The following is a 15,273-nucleotide window of genomic DNA, read 5'->3' on the forward strand; positions in this document are numbered from 1 at the left end:
GATCCTTTAATTTGCAAGCACAGCAGCAGGCAGAATTTCTTTCCTTATCCAGCCGGTCATCCCGTCCTTTTTGATCAGTGCAAAGCCTGAGCAGCTGTCATCCAGAACAGACACAGCATCCCCTTTACTCACGGCTATAAGGGAGCAGGAAACATCAGATTTCACCTTGCAGCTGCCATTCTCTTCTTGCAAGATGTATTCATTTTTCACATAAAGCAGCTCGTCCTTACCCGGCTGCCTGCATAAGGTAAAATGCTCATCTTCTTCAAAAGGAACGATATCATAATCAGGGTAAAGTATGGCCCCCTTCATATCAAAGGTTTCAGAGAAATCCTTAACGGCCCGGCAAGCAGGGATTCCGTCCACATAGGCATGGGAGAACATATCCTCACCAGCATTCCTCTGGATGATGAAGGCGTTCAATTGCCCTTTATCCTTCACCCTGTTCCCGCCATCGATGCTGATTATTTTTTTCTCCCGATCAATGATTGGATTATCACTCGGAATATCTTTAGAATAATTCACAACAGGCCAATGGCCGACGACTACAAACTTCTCTGCCTGATGGGATTTTTCCAGAAAAGAAGGAATCGAAATAGCCTTATCCCTGTCTGTCTCCCTCCAATTTTCCAAATTCTCCAGCCCTGCGTGGACAAAGATATAATCTTCTGTTTCGATAGCTGTCGGCAGGCTGGACAGCCACTCGATTTCCTCTGAAAAATGCTCTATCAAGACTTCTTTTACCTCACTGATGCTTGTCTGTTCATTCAGCGGGAACCCCGCGTCTGCCAGCCATTCATTGAAAAGGCAATAGCGCCTTGAGAGTAAATATCTGATAAGCAATGGATTTTCTGCAAGCAGCTCCCCAACCAGAGCCTCGCAATTTCCTTCAATCACCTGCACCCGGGGATTGAGCGATGCAAGCTCCATTATGTATTTCACAGTCTCCTTGCTGTTCCTGCCCTTTTCACAAATATCGCCGTTGATAATGAGGTAATCCTCACTGTTAAAATCAACCTTTTCCAAAAGCTCCTTGAAAAGGCCAATTTCTCCGTGGATATCCGAAGTGACGATTATCCTGGCATCCTTTGGTATGTGCAGTTCTTTTATTTTATCCACTAGCGTTCTCCTTCTGTCTCCTTATTTTTACGATAATAACAGGATTCGTTTCTGAAAAAGGAAACCCTTCATATATTAGGCATCATCAGAGTCGTCCAATGGAGGCGGCTCTGGCACCCTCTGGTTGCATTTTTGTGATTTAAAGGATCTTAGTTCCTCTGACTAGCACCCTCTGATTTGGTTTTTATGATTCAGAGGGTCTTAGTTTCTCTGATTAGCACCCTCTGGTTTGGTTTTTGCGATTCAGAGGGTCTTAGTTTCTCTGACTAACACCCTCTGATTGCATTTTTGTGATTCAGAGGGTCTTAGTTCCTCTGACTAGCACCATCTGGTTGCATTTTTGCGATTCAGGGGGTCTTAGTTCCTCTGACTAGCACCCTCTGATTGCATTTTTGTGATTCAGAGGGTCTTAGTTCCTCTGACTAGCACCCTTTGATTGCATTTTTCTGATTCAGAGGGTCTTAGTTCCTCTGACTAGCACCCTCTGGTTGCACTTTTGTGATTCAGAGGGTCTTAGTTTCTCTGACTAGAACCCTCTGATTTCATTTTTCTGATTTAGAGGGTCTTAGTTCCTCTGACTAGCACCCTCTGGTTTGGTTTTTGCGATTCAGAGGGTCTTAGTTCCTCTGACTAACACCCTCTGATTGCAATTTTGTGATTCAGAGGGTCTTAGTTTCTCTGACTAGCACCCTCTGGTTTGATTTCTGTGGTGCAGAGGGTGTTAGTTTCCCAGCCTGGCATCCTTTGGGCCTATTCCTTTCCCCTTTGCTCCAAGGCCTGCTTTTCATTTTCTCTCTTGAAATTACCAGTTGCCTTCGCCATGATTAATTGTGTTTTATTTTCGTTTAAAGCTGAATCCATTCTTTTTAAAAACCTCTCAGCCTCTTTTCCTTTGAGAATCTTCACTTGCTTTCCGAAATACTCCAGAAAAACTGTATTCTCTTTATTGATACGATAACTGAAGGGGGTCTCTTCCAGCCGGTTTCTTTTATCGGTATTCATCTTTCCCCTCTATTCATGAAGCGCTGAAATAGCTCTTACGGATAGATTCTCCATTGCTGGGCTTCATCCCTCTTCTGTCATTTAAGATTCTTCCACAATTAAATACTTGCAAGAAGTTTCCCTCTGTCATATTATATGTTTAAACACTTAAACATTTAAACTTTTAAACATTAATATAAAAGATGGAGGTTTTAATGATGAAAAAATCTGTTTTAATTACAGGCGCAACCAGTGGCTTAGGATATGACTTTGTAAAATTGTTTGCTGCAGACGGTTATGACTTGGTATTGGTGGCCAGGAATAAAGCAAAGCTGGAGGAAATTAAAAAAGAGTTCCAAGATCTTTCGGTTTTAACCATCAGTAAGGATTTGAGTATAGCAGGCGCGGCAAAAGAGGTTTATGAGGAAGTCTCAGCGGCTGGAATATCCATTGATGTGTTAGTGAATAATGCAGGCTTCGGGCTTATGGGGCCATTCCATGAGCTGGATATTCGGAAGCAGGCAGAAATGATCCAATTGAATGTCACCGCCCTTACTGAGCTGACCTATCATTTTCTGCCTGGCCTTAAGAGTCAAAAGGATAAGGCCAGAATCCTGAATGTTGCCAGTACTGCTGCCTTCCAGCCTGGTCCTTTAATGGCTGTTTATTATGCGACGAAAGCTTATGTATTATCATTGTCAGAAGCCCTGGCTGAAGAACTGGCAGATACAAATGTCACCGTCACCACCTTATGTCCGGGTGCCACTAAGACCAATTTTGCCTCTGTTGCAAAGGTGGAAAAAACCAAAATGTTCAGCGGAGCCATGGATTCAAGTGAGGTTGCACAGCAGGGATACCGGGCCCTGATGGCTGGAAAGCGTGTGGTCATTACGGGCACCTCGAATAAGCTTGGGGCCTATGCCGCAAAATTTCTTCCAAGAAGCGCGGCAGCCAAGATCGCTAAATATGTTGCAAAAGACGCTTAAATAAGCTTTAATTATGGGAGAAAAAGGCTAAAGGAGTTTGTTCGATGGGACAGCAGGCAATTGAAGTATTCCGTTCATGCATACCGCTTTTCACGGCATTAAGCGATCCCGCAAGACAGGATATCATTTTACTCTTGGCCGATCATGAAAGCTTAAGCGTAAATGAAATAGCGGATCAGTCTGCCTTATCCAGGCCGGCTATTTCCCATCATTTAAAAATCCTTCGGGACCAGAAGCTTGTTGCAATGGAACAGCGGGGTACGCAGCGTTATTATTCCCTTACACTGGACCAATCAGTTGAGATGCTGAAGGCCCTGATCCATATCGTTGAGTCGGAGTGTTTGTAATCATTGGCATGACAGTTTAAAGCCAGCAAATAAAATATACTAATATATCCTTTATAAGATTCTCCTGCAGCCCAGGGGGATCTTATTTTTTTCATCATACTGCTTGTAATCTTTGTAAGCCCCAGCATTTTACAAGTTAATTCAGAAACGATTTCCTTCCGCCTAAAATCAGCTTATACTACTAATAAATTCATGTTCTCAGGGAGAGGGATTTTAGTATGAAAGAGAGATATGAGCGTCTCAGCGGCGGTTTCCACAATGAAGTATTCTACGATAAAAACGATAATAGAATCATAAGGATTTCTGCTAACGGCAAGTCAGCAGAAGAAGTACGGCAGGAGCTTCAGTGGATGGATTTCTTACACAGAAACGGAATTCCTTTATCAAAACCTGCCCAGGAAATCGAACTGGATGGCGGACTGGTAAAGGCTCACTTCGAATTTGTCAGAGGGAACCCTGTTGACGTGACCAATCCCGCCCATTGGAACGAAAGGAATTTTGAACAGTTCGGCCGGATATTGGGGAGGATGCACGCTTTATCAAAAGAATATAGGATTGAGAATAATAGGCGGCCTGTTTGGACGAAAGAGAATCCGGATGTGTTTGGCATCAAAAATGATCTTGCTGGCTGGCTAGAGAAGGAATATGACCGTCTGATGGAAGACCTGCAGCCATATAAACTTTCACTGGACACTTTTGGGCTCATCCACAATGACTTTCATCAAGGGAATTTTATCGTTCGGGAAAATGGGGAAATCGTGGTAATCGACTTTGACGAATGCGCCTGTAATTGGTTCGCGCAGGATCTGGCCGTGCTGTTTTACCACGCCTACTGGCAGCAGGACTCGTTCATCGGGGAGGCAGAAGCTTTCTCACGCCGGTTTATGCATCATGTTTTTAGCGGATATCAGTCCGAAACAGAGCTCCATCCCGACACAATTGCCCAGATACCGATTTTTTTAAAATTAAGGGAGATTTTCTTATTTCAGTTATTCCGCCGAAAATGGGATAAAGCTCATTTAGAAGATTGGCAGGAATATACACTCGAGGATTTGAAGCGGAAGATTAAGAATCGTGAACCTTATGCGGGAGTAGAGGACTTCTCTGCTTATCTATGAACAGTTGCCCGGAGAGAACCGGAGGCTTTGCTTCAGCAGCCCGAGGGATAGACTGCCGGCGTTTAGTCCTGCAAAATGATAAAGCCAGCTTCGAATTGAGCGGCCGGCTTTTTTTTACGCAGGGGCTCCGAGATCCGCGATTGACCAAAAGAAAACCAGCAGCCCATTCAAAAACAGGGCTTTTCCCCCTGGAACGAACAGCCAAGCCGGACAATACAGTGATAATAGCTTAAAGGCACGTTCTGTTGGCCAAATATGTAAAGGGGATTGGGACAATGGGAATTCGGAATGGGAAGGAATTCATTGAACGATTGGATCTGATGGAAAATGAGGTCTGGCTGGACGGGGAAAGGGTCGCGGGGAAAATTTCGGAGCATCCTGCTTTTAAAGGAATTGTGACGGCAAAGGCCTCTCTCTATGATAAGCAATGCGATCCGCCATTGCAGGAAGAGCTGACATTTCGCATACCTGGCACCGCAGAGCTGGCAGGCCTGTCATACCTGAGGCCTCAAACAAAAGAGGATCTGCTGAAGAGAAGAAAAATGACTGAGCATTGGGCAATGAGCACCCACGGCATGATGGGCAGAAGCCCGGATTATATGAATACGGCGGTCATGAGCCTTGCTGCCTCTGCCTCTGTCCTCGCGGGCAGGGAAAACTGTTTTCCCGGGCATGTGCAGGCACTTTATGAACGTGCTATCCATGAGGATCTCTCGTTCACGCACACGCTCATCACCCCCCAGGTCAACCGTTCTGCCTTCTACTTGGGCTCTGACACCCCGATCTCGGCGAAGGTAGTGGAGAAGAACCATAATGGCCTGGTCATCAAGGGCGCCCGCCTTTTGGCGACCCAGGGAGGATTGACCGATGAACTGCTGGTGCTCAGCTCACCCGGCAGGTTTGATACGGAGGAGGCATTTGCTTTTTCCATCCCCTCCAACACGGATGGGCTGCGATTCATCTGCAGGGGATCCTTTGCAGGCGATGGCTCTGCCTTTGATTACCCCCTCAGCTCCCATTACGATGAAATGGATGCTATCGTCGTGTTTGATGATGTCCTGGTCCCTTGGGAAAGGGTATTTCTCTATGACAATGTCGAGGCTGCGCTGGCGTTCAAAAATAAGAGCAGCTTCCATTCCTTTGCCTATCACCAGGCATTGATCAGGCAGATCGTAAAAACGGAATTCATCCTCGGCATTGCCGAATCTATTGTAAAGTGCCTCAATGTCAGTGAATATCAGCATATACAAGCCAAGATGGCCGAAATCATCATAGGCCTCGAATCGATGAAAGCGCTGCTCGAGAAGTCAGAAAACGATGCAATTCCCGATGAATTTGGATGCATGCGCCCGAGCATTGTCCCTCTCCAGATTGCCAGTAATCTTTTCCCTGAACTATATCCCCGTTTTTGCGAGATCATCCAGGTTATCGGCGCAAGCGGCCTGACTTCACTGCCGACTGAAAAAGATTTTGAATCAGGCATCCGGGCTGACCTTGATCAATATCTTCAAGCGGAAGGCTTGAATGCAAAGGAACGGGTCCAGCTCTTCCGTTTGGCCTGGGATTTGACGATGAGCCCCTTTGGCACAAGGCAGACCCATTACGAAAGATATTTCTCCGGCGATCCGGTCCGGCTTGCAAGCACTTTATATCATACTTATCCAAAGGAAGACTTTGTCCGCAACATCAGTGAATTCCTGCAGCAGCGAAAATCAGATTAGTATTAAACAAAGCCGCATCCCCCTGCAACAAGGATACGGCTTTTTGAAATTAATGGGACTTCCCCTTGACCAGCTTCAGTGTCGCAACAATCAGGAAGCTGACAATCACCAGCAGCAGCCAGGAGCTTACCTTGCCAAGGTGGACAAGGCTCCAGGCATCCTGCTGGTTCGGATATTCCCACGCCCCGAAAAAGGTGGCGATATTTTCTGCTATCCAGATAAAAAATCCGATCAGTACGAATGATAGGGAAATCGGCATACGGTGCTTGATTCCTCCAACCTCATAAATGACCCAGGAACGCCAAAAGACTATGATTACAAGCCCCGAGAGCCACCAGCGGATGTCAATCCAATAATGATGTGTGAAAAAGTTCAGGTAGATGGCAGCAGCCAGCGGGACAACCAGCCAAAACGGCGGCCACTCTACCAGTTCAACCTTCAGCCTCCGCCACGCCTGGCAAAGATAGCTGGCAACGCTTGCATACATGAATCCGCTGTATAACGGTACGCCTCCAACCTTGAAGAAGCCTTCTTCCGGATAAGACCAGGAGCCCATATGGACCTTGAACAGCTCAAGCGCAAGCCCGATCAGGTGAAAAAGTGTGATAACCTTTAATTCATCGCGCGTTTCAAGTCCTGAGCGCAGCATCACCCATTGCATCACAAGGCAGATGAGGAGCAGCCAGTCATACCGCGGCAGGAACGGAAGCGGGATGATCTTCGTCAGGGCCAAGGAAGCAAAGATAACGACAGGGAAAAGGCAGGACAACGCCTGCTCCCAGCCAAAACGGCAGAGCTGCTGTGCTCCTCCAATCACCTGCATCCTTACTTTTCTTTTCTTAACATCATTCTGGATGGCTATGCTCATATGAAACCTCCCCTTATCTGGACAGAATTTGAACTAATTCATCGTTCCGGCTCTTCATCGTCCTTTTGGTATTCCAGGATATCCCCCGGCTGGCAGTCCAGCGCCTTGCAGATGGCTTCCAGAGTCGTCAGCCGGATTGCTTTTGCTTTTCCATTTTTCAATATGGAAAGGTTGGCCATGGTGATGCCGACCCTTTCTGACAGCTCTGTCACGCTCATTTTGCGTTTCGCCAGCATCACGTCGATACGAATGATAATTGCCATGTTTTCACCTCAGACCGTCAGATCATTTTCTGACTTGATATCGATCGCATTCTTCAATAATTTTTGGAGGACAGCGGCAAATACAGCAATCACAACGGAACCGAAAATGATGATCAATCCGATCAGGATGATGCCGGGGGCATCGTCGATCTCTGCCGCAAAATAAAAGAGCGGCATAGCTGCTGTATACAGCAGCATAATCGCAGCGGCACAATTTCTTATCGTCCTCAAAGCCCTCACAGCCATTTCTGAGAATGCGTTGTTATGGTCGATATAATTTAAAAGCTTGAATGCCTGAAACAAAGCAGCGAAAAACGGAATGGCCGATATATACATAACAGCCAAAATGCCATACAGCAGATTCCGCCATTCCAAACCGCTTTGGCTTGCATTGATTGCAAGAGAAGGCAGTCCGAATAAACATAATGCCAGTATCGGAGCCCCGATAAGGAAGATGGCTATTTTCAAAAAGAGTGTTTCCCTTTTCATTTCATACACCTCACAGGTTAAGTTATATTGATTTTAAATTATTTTTTATTGTTTTTCAATAAACTTTTAATGATTTTTATCATTTTTTTGTTGCGATAAGGATTTCCCCCCTTAGAAACAAGCTTGCATAAAGAGAGCCCGGCTCATGAGAGATCAGCATTCAAAATCCTGTTTTAAAACCAACCTCAAGGGTAAGAAAACTATATGGCTTATAAGTGATATACATCACAAAGCAACTATATGGTGAGAAAGGATTGACTAATCAATGGATAAAGACATGCCAAAACAGATTCCCGGACAAATGCAGGAACGCCAGCCAGGCTTTGAAAATGAAATGGAGCCCCGCCCCGACTTCACGCAGAATCTTGCAGGAAAAGGTGAAAGGCTGTCAGGCAAAACCGCGTTGATCACAGGCGGAGACAGCGGGATCGGCCGTGCTGTCGCTGTTGCTTTTGCGAAGGAAGGCGCTGATGTAGCCATTTCCTATCTCGATGAGCATGACGATGCGGAGGAAACAAAAAAGTATGTGGAACAGGAAGGCCGCCGCTGCCTGCTGATTGCCGGCGATATCGGTGAAGAATCTTTTTGCCAGGAAGCCGTGGAAAAAGTGGTTTCTGAATTCGGCAAGCTCGATATCCTCGTCAACAATGCCGGGGAGCAGCATACCCAGCCATCCATTAAAGACATCACGGCAGAGCAGCTTGAGCGCACATTCCGCACCAATATCTTCAGCATGTTCCATCTGACAAAAGCTGCACTTGACCATATGAAGCCTGGCAGCTCTATCGTCAACACCACGTCCATCACAGCCTTCCAGGGCGCGCCGAAGCTGATTGACTATTCTTCAACGAAAGGTGCCATCCTTGCCTTTACACGTTCCCTTTCAGGATCTCTGGTCGAACAGGGAATCCGGGTAAATGCCGTGGCGCCAGGCCCGATCTGGACACCGCTCATCCCCGCTTCTTTTTCTAAAGACGAGGTAGACGGTTTTGGCAGCGAAGGAGAATTCAAGACGCCACTGGGACGCCCGGGACAGCCGAGCGAACTTGCGCCAGGCTATGTATACTTTGCATCTGATGAATCTTCTTATGTAACTGGGCAGGTGCTGCATATTAACGGGGGCACTCCGTACTAAGAGTGCTGCAAAGCGTTTACAACGTAAAAAAATAAGACCCGTACTCTTGTTGATTCAGGAGCCGCGGGTCTTTTTTTGCTTTTATTCATCTTTATTCCACACAATGCTATAAGAAATGTTCAGCTTGTCCCAAATCCAAGCATGAAGAATGTCCTCCAGAATCTTCCTCTCTGCTTCCTCATTCAAGTTTTCGGCAACGCCCAGCTCCTCAAAGGTAAAAGTTTCACATGTGCGTGAATCGATGTATTTTGTATCAAAACAAAAAGTGACGTTTTTGGCCATTGTGTCCCCCCTGTGCAGAATTTATATGTATAATACCATAATTAACCATAATTTTATCAAAAAGAAAGCTGCCCCGCCCGGCAGCCCTCTTTAATCTTATAGCCTAATACCCCCACCCATAAGGATACCCTCCATAATTGGAGCGATAACCGCGGTTTTGTTCTGCAGCCTCAGCAGCCGCTTTAGTTTGATGGACGGTGCCAAATGGATGATTGGGAGGCGCATAGATCGAGTACAGCTTCAGCGGTTTGTTCCCGGTGTTCGTAAGATTATGCCATGTGCCTGCAGGAATGAATATGGCCGAATCATCGTACACATTTCTCCTGAAATCCAGATTATTTTTCTTCTTCCCCATCTGGACGACACCCTGGCCTTTTTCTATACGGAGGAACTGGTCGAGGTTATTATGCCTCTCGAGTCCAATGTCCTCGCCGGGCTTCAGGCTCATCAGCGTCAGCTGCAGGTGCTTGCCTGTCCAGAGAGCTGTACGAAAGTTTTTGTTCTGTTTCGTCGCTTCATTGATATTCACGACAAACGGGTTGGGGCCGTAATCCTTTAGCGGCACCCGAAAGTCCCCATGGGGCAAGGAATAAAAGCTGCTGCTTCCATACCCTGCCTCCAGCGGATAGTGCCCGAACAAAGGCTGACTCCTGACTCCGGCAAGCCGCTCCACTGGATAAGGACACATATGATATCCATACATAATTTCTCAGTCCCTTCACTTCTATTCGGGATATCTTATGCATGGAAATAGGTGAATGACATACTTTTAAAATCAGAGAGATCTTTTCTTCCCCTAGTCCTATAGCACTTAATCTAAATCCTTGGCTTCAGGAGGCATCAATTTATTCAAAACTATGTTACGCTTATTAGAAAGGCTGAATATGTCAAAAATTTAATGGGGTGCAAATTTGAAAAGTACTCGTGTAAACGAAGTGAATGAGCTTCAAAGCCTTGCCAAAGGACATGTACTATATTTTTTCAGGAACCAGGAGCTTTACCTCTCGCATGTAGAAGAGTATATCATCACCGGAATTAAACTGAATGAATATTCCGTTATTATAGAAAATGACCGATTGACTTCAATGATTAAACATAGACTTTCCAAAAAATTAGATGACCATCGCCTGCAGAAAGTCGTTTTCATAAACAACTATGACTTTTATTATGCAAAAGGCGATTTCCGGGTGAATTCAATCTTTGATTATCTTCCAAAGGTACTGGACGATTATTCAGAAGAGAATGCTGTAGTACGAAGCTGGGCTCATGTAGAATGGCGGGACGAAGAAGAAATAAGCAGCAAATTACTGGCATCTGAAGAAGAAGCGGATGCCATCGTGTCCGATAGCAGAATCCTATCGGTTTGCGCCTATGACTCAGAGCTGGCAAGCGATGATTTTAAGGCAGGTCTTCTCGCCTGCCACAACTATCTGCTGTGTGATAAATAGAGTTAAATGGCTTCCGGGTAACCGGGAGCTTTCTTAATTTTCGCTTGCCTTTACGGTTTTCAAAAAAAATGCTCACCCGCCATTTGAAAGCAACGCTGGATCTACTTGAAGAAAATCTCCACTTATATATGGAAAAGGCTGGTACTACGACTGCAATACAGAACCTAACAAACGAATCTCAATCTCCAATCATGGAGAATGCTTTGATGTTGCTTACTCTGTAAAAGAGATGGACTGCTTATATGCAGTCCATCTCTACTTTGGTCAAAACGGGAGACACTCTGAATAGACTCACTCTCTTGAGTGACTCACAGCATCCCCCCCCCATATCCAGATCCTTCTCCAACAAAAAAAGCCGCCCGGCCCACCAGTCATCCTGATGTCCCGGGCAGCCCTTCGGCTTATAGCGTATTAATATGGATCAGCTTCGTGGCCTTTGTCCACGGCTTCTCTCGTTGCCTCGTTGGCAGACAATGAGCCTTGGCCGTATTTGGATTGTCCTGCTTCACGGCCGGGAACATTGTCTTCCATAGACATTTCGTTCAGCTCTTTCGTTCTTTTTTCAATGCCTTCCTTCACGCGGCGGCCGTAATCTTCATCCGCCTGTGTGAAGTGCTCGACCATAGCGTCCTGGATGCGCTTATTGCACGCAGCAAGCGCTTCGGACAGGTTCTTGATCAGCTCATCGCGCTCCCAATCCTCCAGGCTGCGATAGGTATGCCCTGCCTGTCCATAGTTGTTCGGGCGGTCGATCGGCGCGCTCATGGCTGCTGCATTATAAGTCGGCTGATGCGGTGCCGGGCTCGCTTCTCCCACTTCCTCAAAACCGCCGAGCATGGATGGCTCATAGTTGATATGCGGATTGTCCCCGGATTCCTTCGGATCGCGGACATCCATCTGGCCACGCTGCTGATTTGTGCGGACAGGCGCTTTTGGTGCATTGACCGGCACTTTCAGGTAGTTGGCGCCGACGCGGTAGCGCTGGGTATCAGAATATGAGAAAGTGCGTCCCTGGAGCATTTTATCATCGGAGAAGTCCATTCCATCGACCAGGACACCTGTTCCAAAGGCAGCCTGTTCAATCTCGGCATGGAAGTCAACCGGATTGCGGTCAAGGACCATGCGGCCAACCGGCAGCCATGGGAATTTGTCTTCCGGCCAAAGCTTCGTATCATCTAGAGGATCGAAGTCCAGCTCAGGGTGGTAATCATCCTCCATGATCTGCACATACAGCTCCCATTCCGGATAGTCGCCGCGTTCAATCGCTTCATACAGATCCTGTGTAGCATGCCCCACGTTCTTCGCCTGGATCATATTCGCTTCTTCCTGTGTCAGGTTGCGGATGCCCTGCTTTGGCTCCCAATGGTACTTAACAAGCACCGCTTCACCTTTGTCATTGACCCATTTGTACGTATTAACGCCAGAGCCCTGCATATGGCGGTAAGTCGCAGGGATGCCCCATGGCGAGAACAGGAATGTGATCATATGCGTTGCTTCAGGCGTGCGGGAAACGAAATCAAACATCCGCTCAGGGTTAGGCACATTTGAAGCAGGATCAGCTTTGAAAGCATGGATCATATCAGGGAACTTCATCGCGTCGCGGATAAAGAAAATCTTAAGGTTGTTCCCGACCAGATCCCAGTTTCCATCCTCAGTGTACATTTTTACTGCAAAGCCGCGCGGATCACGCGCTGTTTCAGGAGAGTCCTTCGCCCCTGCCACTGTGGAGAAGCGGACCATCAGCGGGGTCTTCTTCCCTGCACCTGAAAATACTTTCGCGCGGGTATATTTTTCGACTGGCTCATCGCCAACTTTTCCGTATGTCTCAAAATAGCCGAATGCCCCTGAACCGCGTGCATGGACGACGCGCTCAGGCACTTCCTCACGGTCAAAGTGGGAGATTTTTTCAATAAAGTGGTAATTCTCAAGTGTAGCGGGACCGCGGTTGCCGATCGTCCGTATATTCTGGTTATCTCTTACAGGATGGCCTTGGCGGGTCGTCAGCTTCTCGCGCTTCACATCATCGCCCTTTTGCATATTCTTATCCTTATTCTGATCCAAACTGCATAACCTCCTCAAATTAATCACCTTTATCTTTTCTAGTTAAGGAAATTTTATACAACAATAAAGGATGATTTTGTAAAATGATTTTCTTGCTATGTAGGTCTTAGGATGATATTGACCGGGGAACTTAAAGGTAAAAACAGCTGTTACAACTAAATTTTTACCCGGCGGACACCCCATTTAAACTGTCTATTATAAAAAAATAATTATAATTAGAGAAATACTTTTCACTTTCAAAACTGCTGCAAAATGAGTATGATAATATAAAACCTCAAATCCCTATACGAAAGGTCGTATTAATAAATGGCAGAAACAGTACGTTCAATTCCCCGTCCCCTCGTCAGGACCAACCAATGGTTCATTGTCATCAGTGTTGTTGCCAGCTGGCTGACCGGGCAGGAGTGGATTTTAGCGATCCCGCTTATTGCCGGTCTGATGGGCCTCCTGTTCGGATTCAACCCCATCATGCGGGCCGCCAGAACATTCCTGAAGAAAGAACCGTCTGCCTATATCCCTGAGGAATGGGACCAGCAGCAGTTCAATCAGGTTATTGCAGTTGTTTGCCTTGCCGGAGGACTGGTGTCCTATTCATTAGGATTCACAGTCCTGGGCCATATCTTCACCATCATGGTTGCTCTCGCTGCATTCGTTGCCATCCTCGGCTTCTGCATCGGGTGCTTCATAAGATTCCAGCTGATCAGATTGCGCGCCAAGCGAAGAATGAGCCAGAATTAATAAAGCGAGGGAACCTCAGACCAGAGGTTCCCTCGTCTATTTTTCTTTTAAAAACAGAAATGATCATTTTCCCTACTATACAAGCCCTCTCCATATCAATCAGTATTCATAGAATATAGAGGAAAGGGGGTTTAATAATGGCACAAAAGACATTTAATAATCGCAGCGCAGCCACTTTGCAAATTGCTCTCCTCGTCCGGCAAGGCGAAAACCCGGCCAACTTTGATGGAGATGTTTATTTTACACTGGCGCCCGGACAAACAAGAACGATTACCTATGGAAATGCACAGAACGTGTTCCTCAACGGAATTGTGCTGAGCGCAAACTTTAATGGCGATATTTATAATAAAACACAGATTGTCACCGAAAGGGGAAGCCAGCTCGATAATCTATTAAATACAAATAGCATTATTGATATTCTCCCCATCTCAACTGACTATGTCATTTTCGGCCGCAATGCTTAGTTAAGCAAACCGTTTAAGGTGAACCGCCCTGTTTTGAGGGCGGTTCACCTTAACTTTTGATAATCTACAATGATCATTAAAGCTTTTTCCTTCGAAGATCCCGGCAGGATCAGCACGCAAAGAAAGTGATGATAAGGGCTCTCTTCAAGATCACCCTGGATATGGTACAATATTACTTTCCAAAAGAAAAAGCCGCCTGAACAGCAGCCTGAATTCTTCCTCCTCTATTCACTTCACCTTCGCCACTCCAAGTGCATAATGGCCAAACAGTATATTTTCAACCAGCTCACCTTCAGCGTCCTCGCATTCTACAATGAGGATGACCTCAGAATGGACTCCTTTCAGCTGCCTTCTTTTCTTTTTTACGATTGCTTCTGTAAAAAGGCGGATACCAACACCAATCAAGAAACCGGCAGCTGCGGTAATCAGCCCCCAGTAGATCGGACCCCACGCTAACTTAAATCCGATGCTAGCCCCGACAACAGAGAAGGCAGTCGCGAGCGCTGCCCCGATGTCAATAAGGGAAGTTCCATCAGAACGGTTCAGGCCATCGAACAGCTTATGCTTCTCCTGGCGATTATCCAAAGGGACGATATAGATTTTTTCACGCTTAATTCCCTTCTTCTCCAGAGTAGAAACCGCCATTTCGAGTGAAATGCTATGTTCAAATGTTGAAAACAGCTGCATTAGTCATTTCACCTTCTGACCTTTTAGAATCCGAAAAGAGGATGATTGGTAATTTTTCCTGAAATATGCCCGCTGTTCTTTGTTAAATAACTTATTGTTCTCTACCGTGTTAACATAAGAGTCATATAATGAAAAGCCGTATAAGGACGGGAAAAATAACAGCCACTCCGGATGTAAGACAGCCGTCGATTTCTCAATATCCCCCATAAATAAGTACGAAAGAGCTTCAAGACCATGGGAGTAGTAAAAAAAGACGACTGCCCAGACAATAGTGAAAAATGCTGACACAATCCGATGTATGTACAGCTGTCCCAGTCCCGGTACAAAAAGTGACCAAACAACTGCCATAACGGGATTGCGCTTATCTAAATAGTTTATCTCCATAGCTCCCATGCTGAAGGAGTTGAACTGATGCTCTTCCCTTTCTGCGAGTACATGGATCTGATTTAAATCGACCGTTGTCCGGTAGCTGTCCCAGATGGCAAAGATTTAACTATACTATAATAATTACAGGATGGAATGTTTAATATATAACGTTTTATCCTCTTTTTTATTCATAATATACT

17 protein-coding genes and 1 pseudogene are annotated in these 15,273 nt (G+C 46.0%); 8 read left to right on the forward strand and 10 right to left on the reverse strand.

Annotated features, from left to right (window positions below):
• Window positions 1-6 precede the first annotated feature (6 nt).
• Together RBB45_RS17545 and RBB45_RS17550 are read right to left on the reverse strand one after the other, a co-directional pair.
• On the reverse strand, window positions 7-1,119 hold the full coding sequence (locus tag RBB45_RS17545) for a metallophosphoesterase (RefSeq protein WP_306010030.1): 1,113 nt from the start codon (window positions 1,117-1,119) through the stop codon (window positions 7-9).
• Window positions 1,120-1,869: 750 nt separating this feature from the next.
• A complete protein-coding gene (locus RBB45_RS17550) occupies window positions 1,870-2,121 on the reverse strand; it encodes a hypothetical protein (protein ID WP_306010031.1) in 252 nt (83 codons plus the stop codon).
• A 197-nt stretch (window positions 2,122-2,318) separates the two neighbouring features.
• On the opposite strand from RBB45_RS17550, the gene RBB45_RS17555 reads away from it, so the two are divergent.
• The 4 genes from RBB45_RS17555 (at window position 2,319) to hpaB (ending at window position 6,272) form a co-directional block, all read left to right on the forward strand.
• The gene (locus tag RBB45_RS17555; RefSeq protein WP_022544543.1) at window positions 2,319-3,086 is read left to right on the forward strand and encodes an SDR family NAD(P)-dependent oxidoreductase; all 768 of its coding nucleotides are present in this window, start codon (window positions 2,319-2,321) and stop codon (window positions 3,084-3,086) included.
• Window positions 3,087-3,130: 44 nt separating this feature from the next.
• The gene (locus tag RBB45_RS17560; protein ID WP_094767952.1) at window positions 3,131-3,433 is read left to right on the forward strand and encodes an ArsR/SmtB family transcription factor; all 303 of its coding nucleotides are present in this window, start codon (window positions 3,131-3,133) and stop codon (window positions 3,431-3,433) included.
• A gap of 218 nt (window positions 3,434-3,651) precedes the next feature.
• Entirely contained in the window at window positions 3,652-4,551 is a 900-nt protein-coding gene (locus RBB45_RS17565) for a phosphotransferase enzyme family protein (protein ID WP_306010032.1), read from the forward strand.
• Between the two features lie 275 nt (window positions 4,552-4,826).
• Window positions 4,827-6,272, forward strand: coding sequence for a 4-hydroxyphenylacetate 3-monooxygenase, oxygenase component (hpaB, locus tag RBB45_RS17570; protein WP_148949929.1), 1,446 nt, complete (start codon window positions 4,827-4,829; stop codon window positions 6,270-6,272).
• 49 nt (window positions 6,273-6,321) lie between these two features.
• Here the strand turns inward: hpaB and RBB45_RS17575 are convergent, their stop codons facing one another.
• The 3 genes from RBB45_RS17575 to RBB45_RS17585 form a co-directional block, all read right to left on the reverse strand.
• Complete coding sequence (locus tag RBB45_RS17575) at window positions 6,322-7,095, reverse strand: DUF817 domain-containing protein (RefSeq protein ID WP_101549646.1); 774 nt, start codon at window positions 7,093-7,095, stop codon at window positions 6,322-6,324.
• Between the two features lie 83 nt (window positions 7,096-7,178).
• Window positions 7,179-7,403, reverse strand: coding sequence for a helix-turn-helix domain-containing protein (locus RBB45_RS17580; protein ID WP_009794440.1), 225 nt, complete (start codon window positions 7,401-7,403; stop codon window positions 7,179-7,181).
• A gap of 9 nt (window positions 7,404-7,412) precedes the next feature.
• Window positions 7,413-7,892 (reverse strand): DUF2975 domain-containing protein, encoded by a 480-nt coding sequence (locus RBB45_RS17585; protein WP_094767949.1) that lies wholly within the window; start codon window positions 7,890-7,892, stop codon window positions 7,413-7,415.
• Between the two features lie 265 nt (window positions 7,893-8,157).
• On the opposite strand from RBB45_RS17585, the gene RBB45_RS17590 reads away from it, so the two are divergent.
• Window positions 8,158-9,027: an SDR family oxidoreductase gene (locus tag RBB45_RS17590; RefSeq protein ID WP_148949931.1), complete on the forward strand. Its 870-nt coding sequence runs from the start codon at window positions 8,158-8,160 to the stop codon at window positions 9,025-9,027.
• Between the two features lie 81 nt (window positions 9,028-9,108).
• On the opposite strand, the gene RBB45_RS17595 is transcribed toward RBB45_RS17590, so the two are convergent.
• Together RBB45_RS17595 and RBB45_RS17600 are read right to left on the reverse strand one after the other, a co-directional pair.
• Window positions 9,109-9,309 carry a hypothetical protein gene (locus RBB45_RS17595; RefSeq protein WP_148949932.1) on the reverse strand — a complete coding sequence of 67 codons (201 nt, stop codon included), beginning with the start codon at window positions 9,307-9,309 and terminating at the stop codon, window positions 9,109-9,111.
• A gap of 103 nt (window positions 9,310-9,412) precedes the next feature.
• Complete coding sequence (locus RBB45_RS17600) at window positions 9,413-10,012, reverse strand: cupin domain-containing protein (protein ID WP_148949933.1); 600 nt, start codon at window positions 10,010-10,012, stop codon at window positions 9,413-9,415.
• Window positions 10,013-10,220: 208 nt separating this feature from the next.
• Between RBB45_RS17600 and RBB45_RS17605 the strand changes: the two genes are divergently transcribed.
• Window positions 10,221-10,757 carry an MEDS domain-containing protein gene (locus RBB45_RS17605; protein WP_094767947.1) on the forward strand — a complete coding sequence of 179 codons (537 nt, stop codon included), beginning with the start codon at window positions 10,221-10,223 and terminating at the stop codon, window positions 10,755-10,757.
• A 411-nt stretch (window positions 10,758-11,168) separates the two neighbouring features.
• Here RBB45_RS17605 and RBB45_RS17610 read toward each other — a convergent pair whose 3' ends face one another.
• Entirely contained in the window at window positions 11,169-12,794 is a 1,626-nt protein-coding gene (locus RBB45_RS17610) for a catalase (RefSeq protein ID WP_141195021.1), read from the reverse strand.
• Window positions 12,795-13,124: 330 nt separating this feature from the next.
• Between RBB45_RS17610 and RBB45_RS17615 the strand changes: the two genes are divergently transcribed.
• Complete coding sequence (locus tag RBB45_RS17615; protein ID WP_101548763.1) at window positions 13,125-13,556, forward strand: DUF4395 domain-containing protein; 432 nt, start codon at window positions 13,125-13,127, stop codon at window positions 13,554-13,556.
• 137 nt (window positions 13,557-13,693) lie between these two features.
• The gene (locus RBB45_RS17620) at window positions 13,694-14,020 is read left to right on the forward strand and encodes a hypothetical protein (protein WP_129613175.1); all 327 of its coding nucleotides are present in this window, start codon (window positions 13,694-13,696) and stop codon (window positions 14,018-14,020) included.
• A 228-nt stretch (window positions 14,021-14,248) separates the two neighbouring features.
• Here the strand turns inward: RBB45_RS17620 and RBB45_RS17625 are convergent, their stop codons facing one another.
• Together RBB45_RS17625 and RBB45_RS17630 are read right to left on the reverse strand one after the other, a co-directional pair.
• Window positions 14,249-14,707: a hypothetical protein gene (locus RBB45_RS17625; protein WP_148949934.1), complete on the reverse strand. Its 459-nt coding sequence runs from the start codon at window positions 14,705-14,707 to the stop codon at window positions 14,249-14,251.
• 3 nt (window positions 14,708-14,710) lie between these two features.
• A pseudogene (locus RBB45_RS17630) lies at window positions 14,711-15,196 on the reverse strand (hypothetical protein); the annotation flags it as partial.
• Window positions 15,197-15,273: the final 77 nt, after the last annotated feature.

This window comes from Bacillus sp. MMSF_3328 (assembly GCF_030733525.1).
Classification (GTDB): Bacteria; Bacillota; Bacilli; order Bacillales; family Cytobacillaceae; genus Bacillus_AB; species Bacillus_AB infantis.

Bases quoted from the DNA above. Each gene is read 5' to 3' on its own strand.
- RBB45_RS17550 (WP_306010031.1), bottom strand. From the start codon at position 2,121: ATGAATACCGATAAAAGAAACCGGCTGGAAGAGACCCCCTTCAGTTAT.
- RBB45_RS17555 (WP_022544543.1), top strand. From the start codon at position 2,319: ATGAAAAAATCTGTTTTAATTACAGGCGCAACCAGTGGCTTAGGATAT.
- RBB45_RS17560 (WP_094767952.1), top strand. From the start codon at position 3,131: ATGGGACAGCAGGCAATTGAAGTATTCCGTTCATGCATACCGCTTTTC.
- RBB45_RS17565 (WP_306010032.1), top strand. From the start codon at position 3,652: ATGAAAGAGAGATATGAGCGTCTCAGCGGCGGTTTCCACAATGAAGTA.
- hpaB (WP_148949929.1), top strand. From the start codon at position 4,827: ATGGGAATTCGGAATGGGAAGGAATTCATTGAACGATTGGATCTGATG.
- RBB45_RS17575 (WP_101549646.1), bottom strand. From the start codon at position 7,095: ATGCAGGTGATTGGAGGAGCACAGCAGCTCTGCCGTTTTGGCTGGGAG.
- RBB45_RS17580 (WP_009794440.1), bottom strand. From the start codon at position 7,403: ATGGCAATTATCATTCGTATCGACGTGATGCTGGCGAAACGCAAAATG.
- RBB45_RS17585 (WP_094767949.1), bottom strand. From the start codon at position 7,892: ATGAAAAGGGAAACACTCTTTTTGAAAATAGCCATCTTCCTTATCGGG.
- RBB45_RS17590 (WP_148949931.1), top strand. From the start codon at position 8,158: ATGGATAAAGACATGCCAAAACAGATTCCCGGACAAATGCAGGAACGC.
- RBB45_RS17595 (WP_148949932.1), bottom strand. From the start codon at position 9,309: ATGGCCAAAAACGTCACTTTTTGTTTTGATACAAAATACATCGATTCA.
- RBB45_RS17600 (WP_148949933.1), bottom strand. From the start codon at position 10,012: ATGTATGGATATCATATGTGTCCTTATCCAGTGGAGCGGCTTGCCGGA.
- RBB45_RS17610 (WP_141195021.1), bottom strand. From the start codon at position 12,794: ATGCAAAAGGGCGATGATGTGAAGCGCGAGAAGCTGACGACCCGCCAA.
- RBB45_RS17615 (WP_101548763.1), top strand. From the start codon at position 13,125: ATGGCAGAAACAGTACGTTCAATTCCCCGTCCCCTCGTCAGGACCAAC.
- RBB45_RS17620 (WP_129613175.1), top strand. From the start codon at position 13,694: ATGGCACAAAAGACATTTAATAATCGCAGCGCAGCCACTTTGCAAATT.
- RBB45_RS17625 (WP_148949934.1), bottom strand. From the start codon at position 14,707: ATGCAGCTGTTTTCAACATTTGAACATAGCATTTCACTCGAAATGGCG.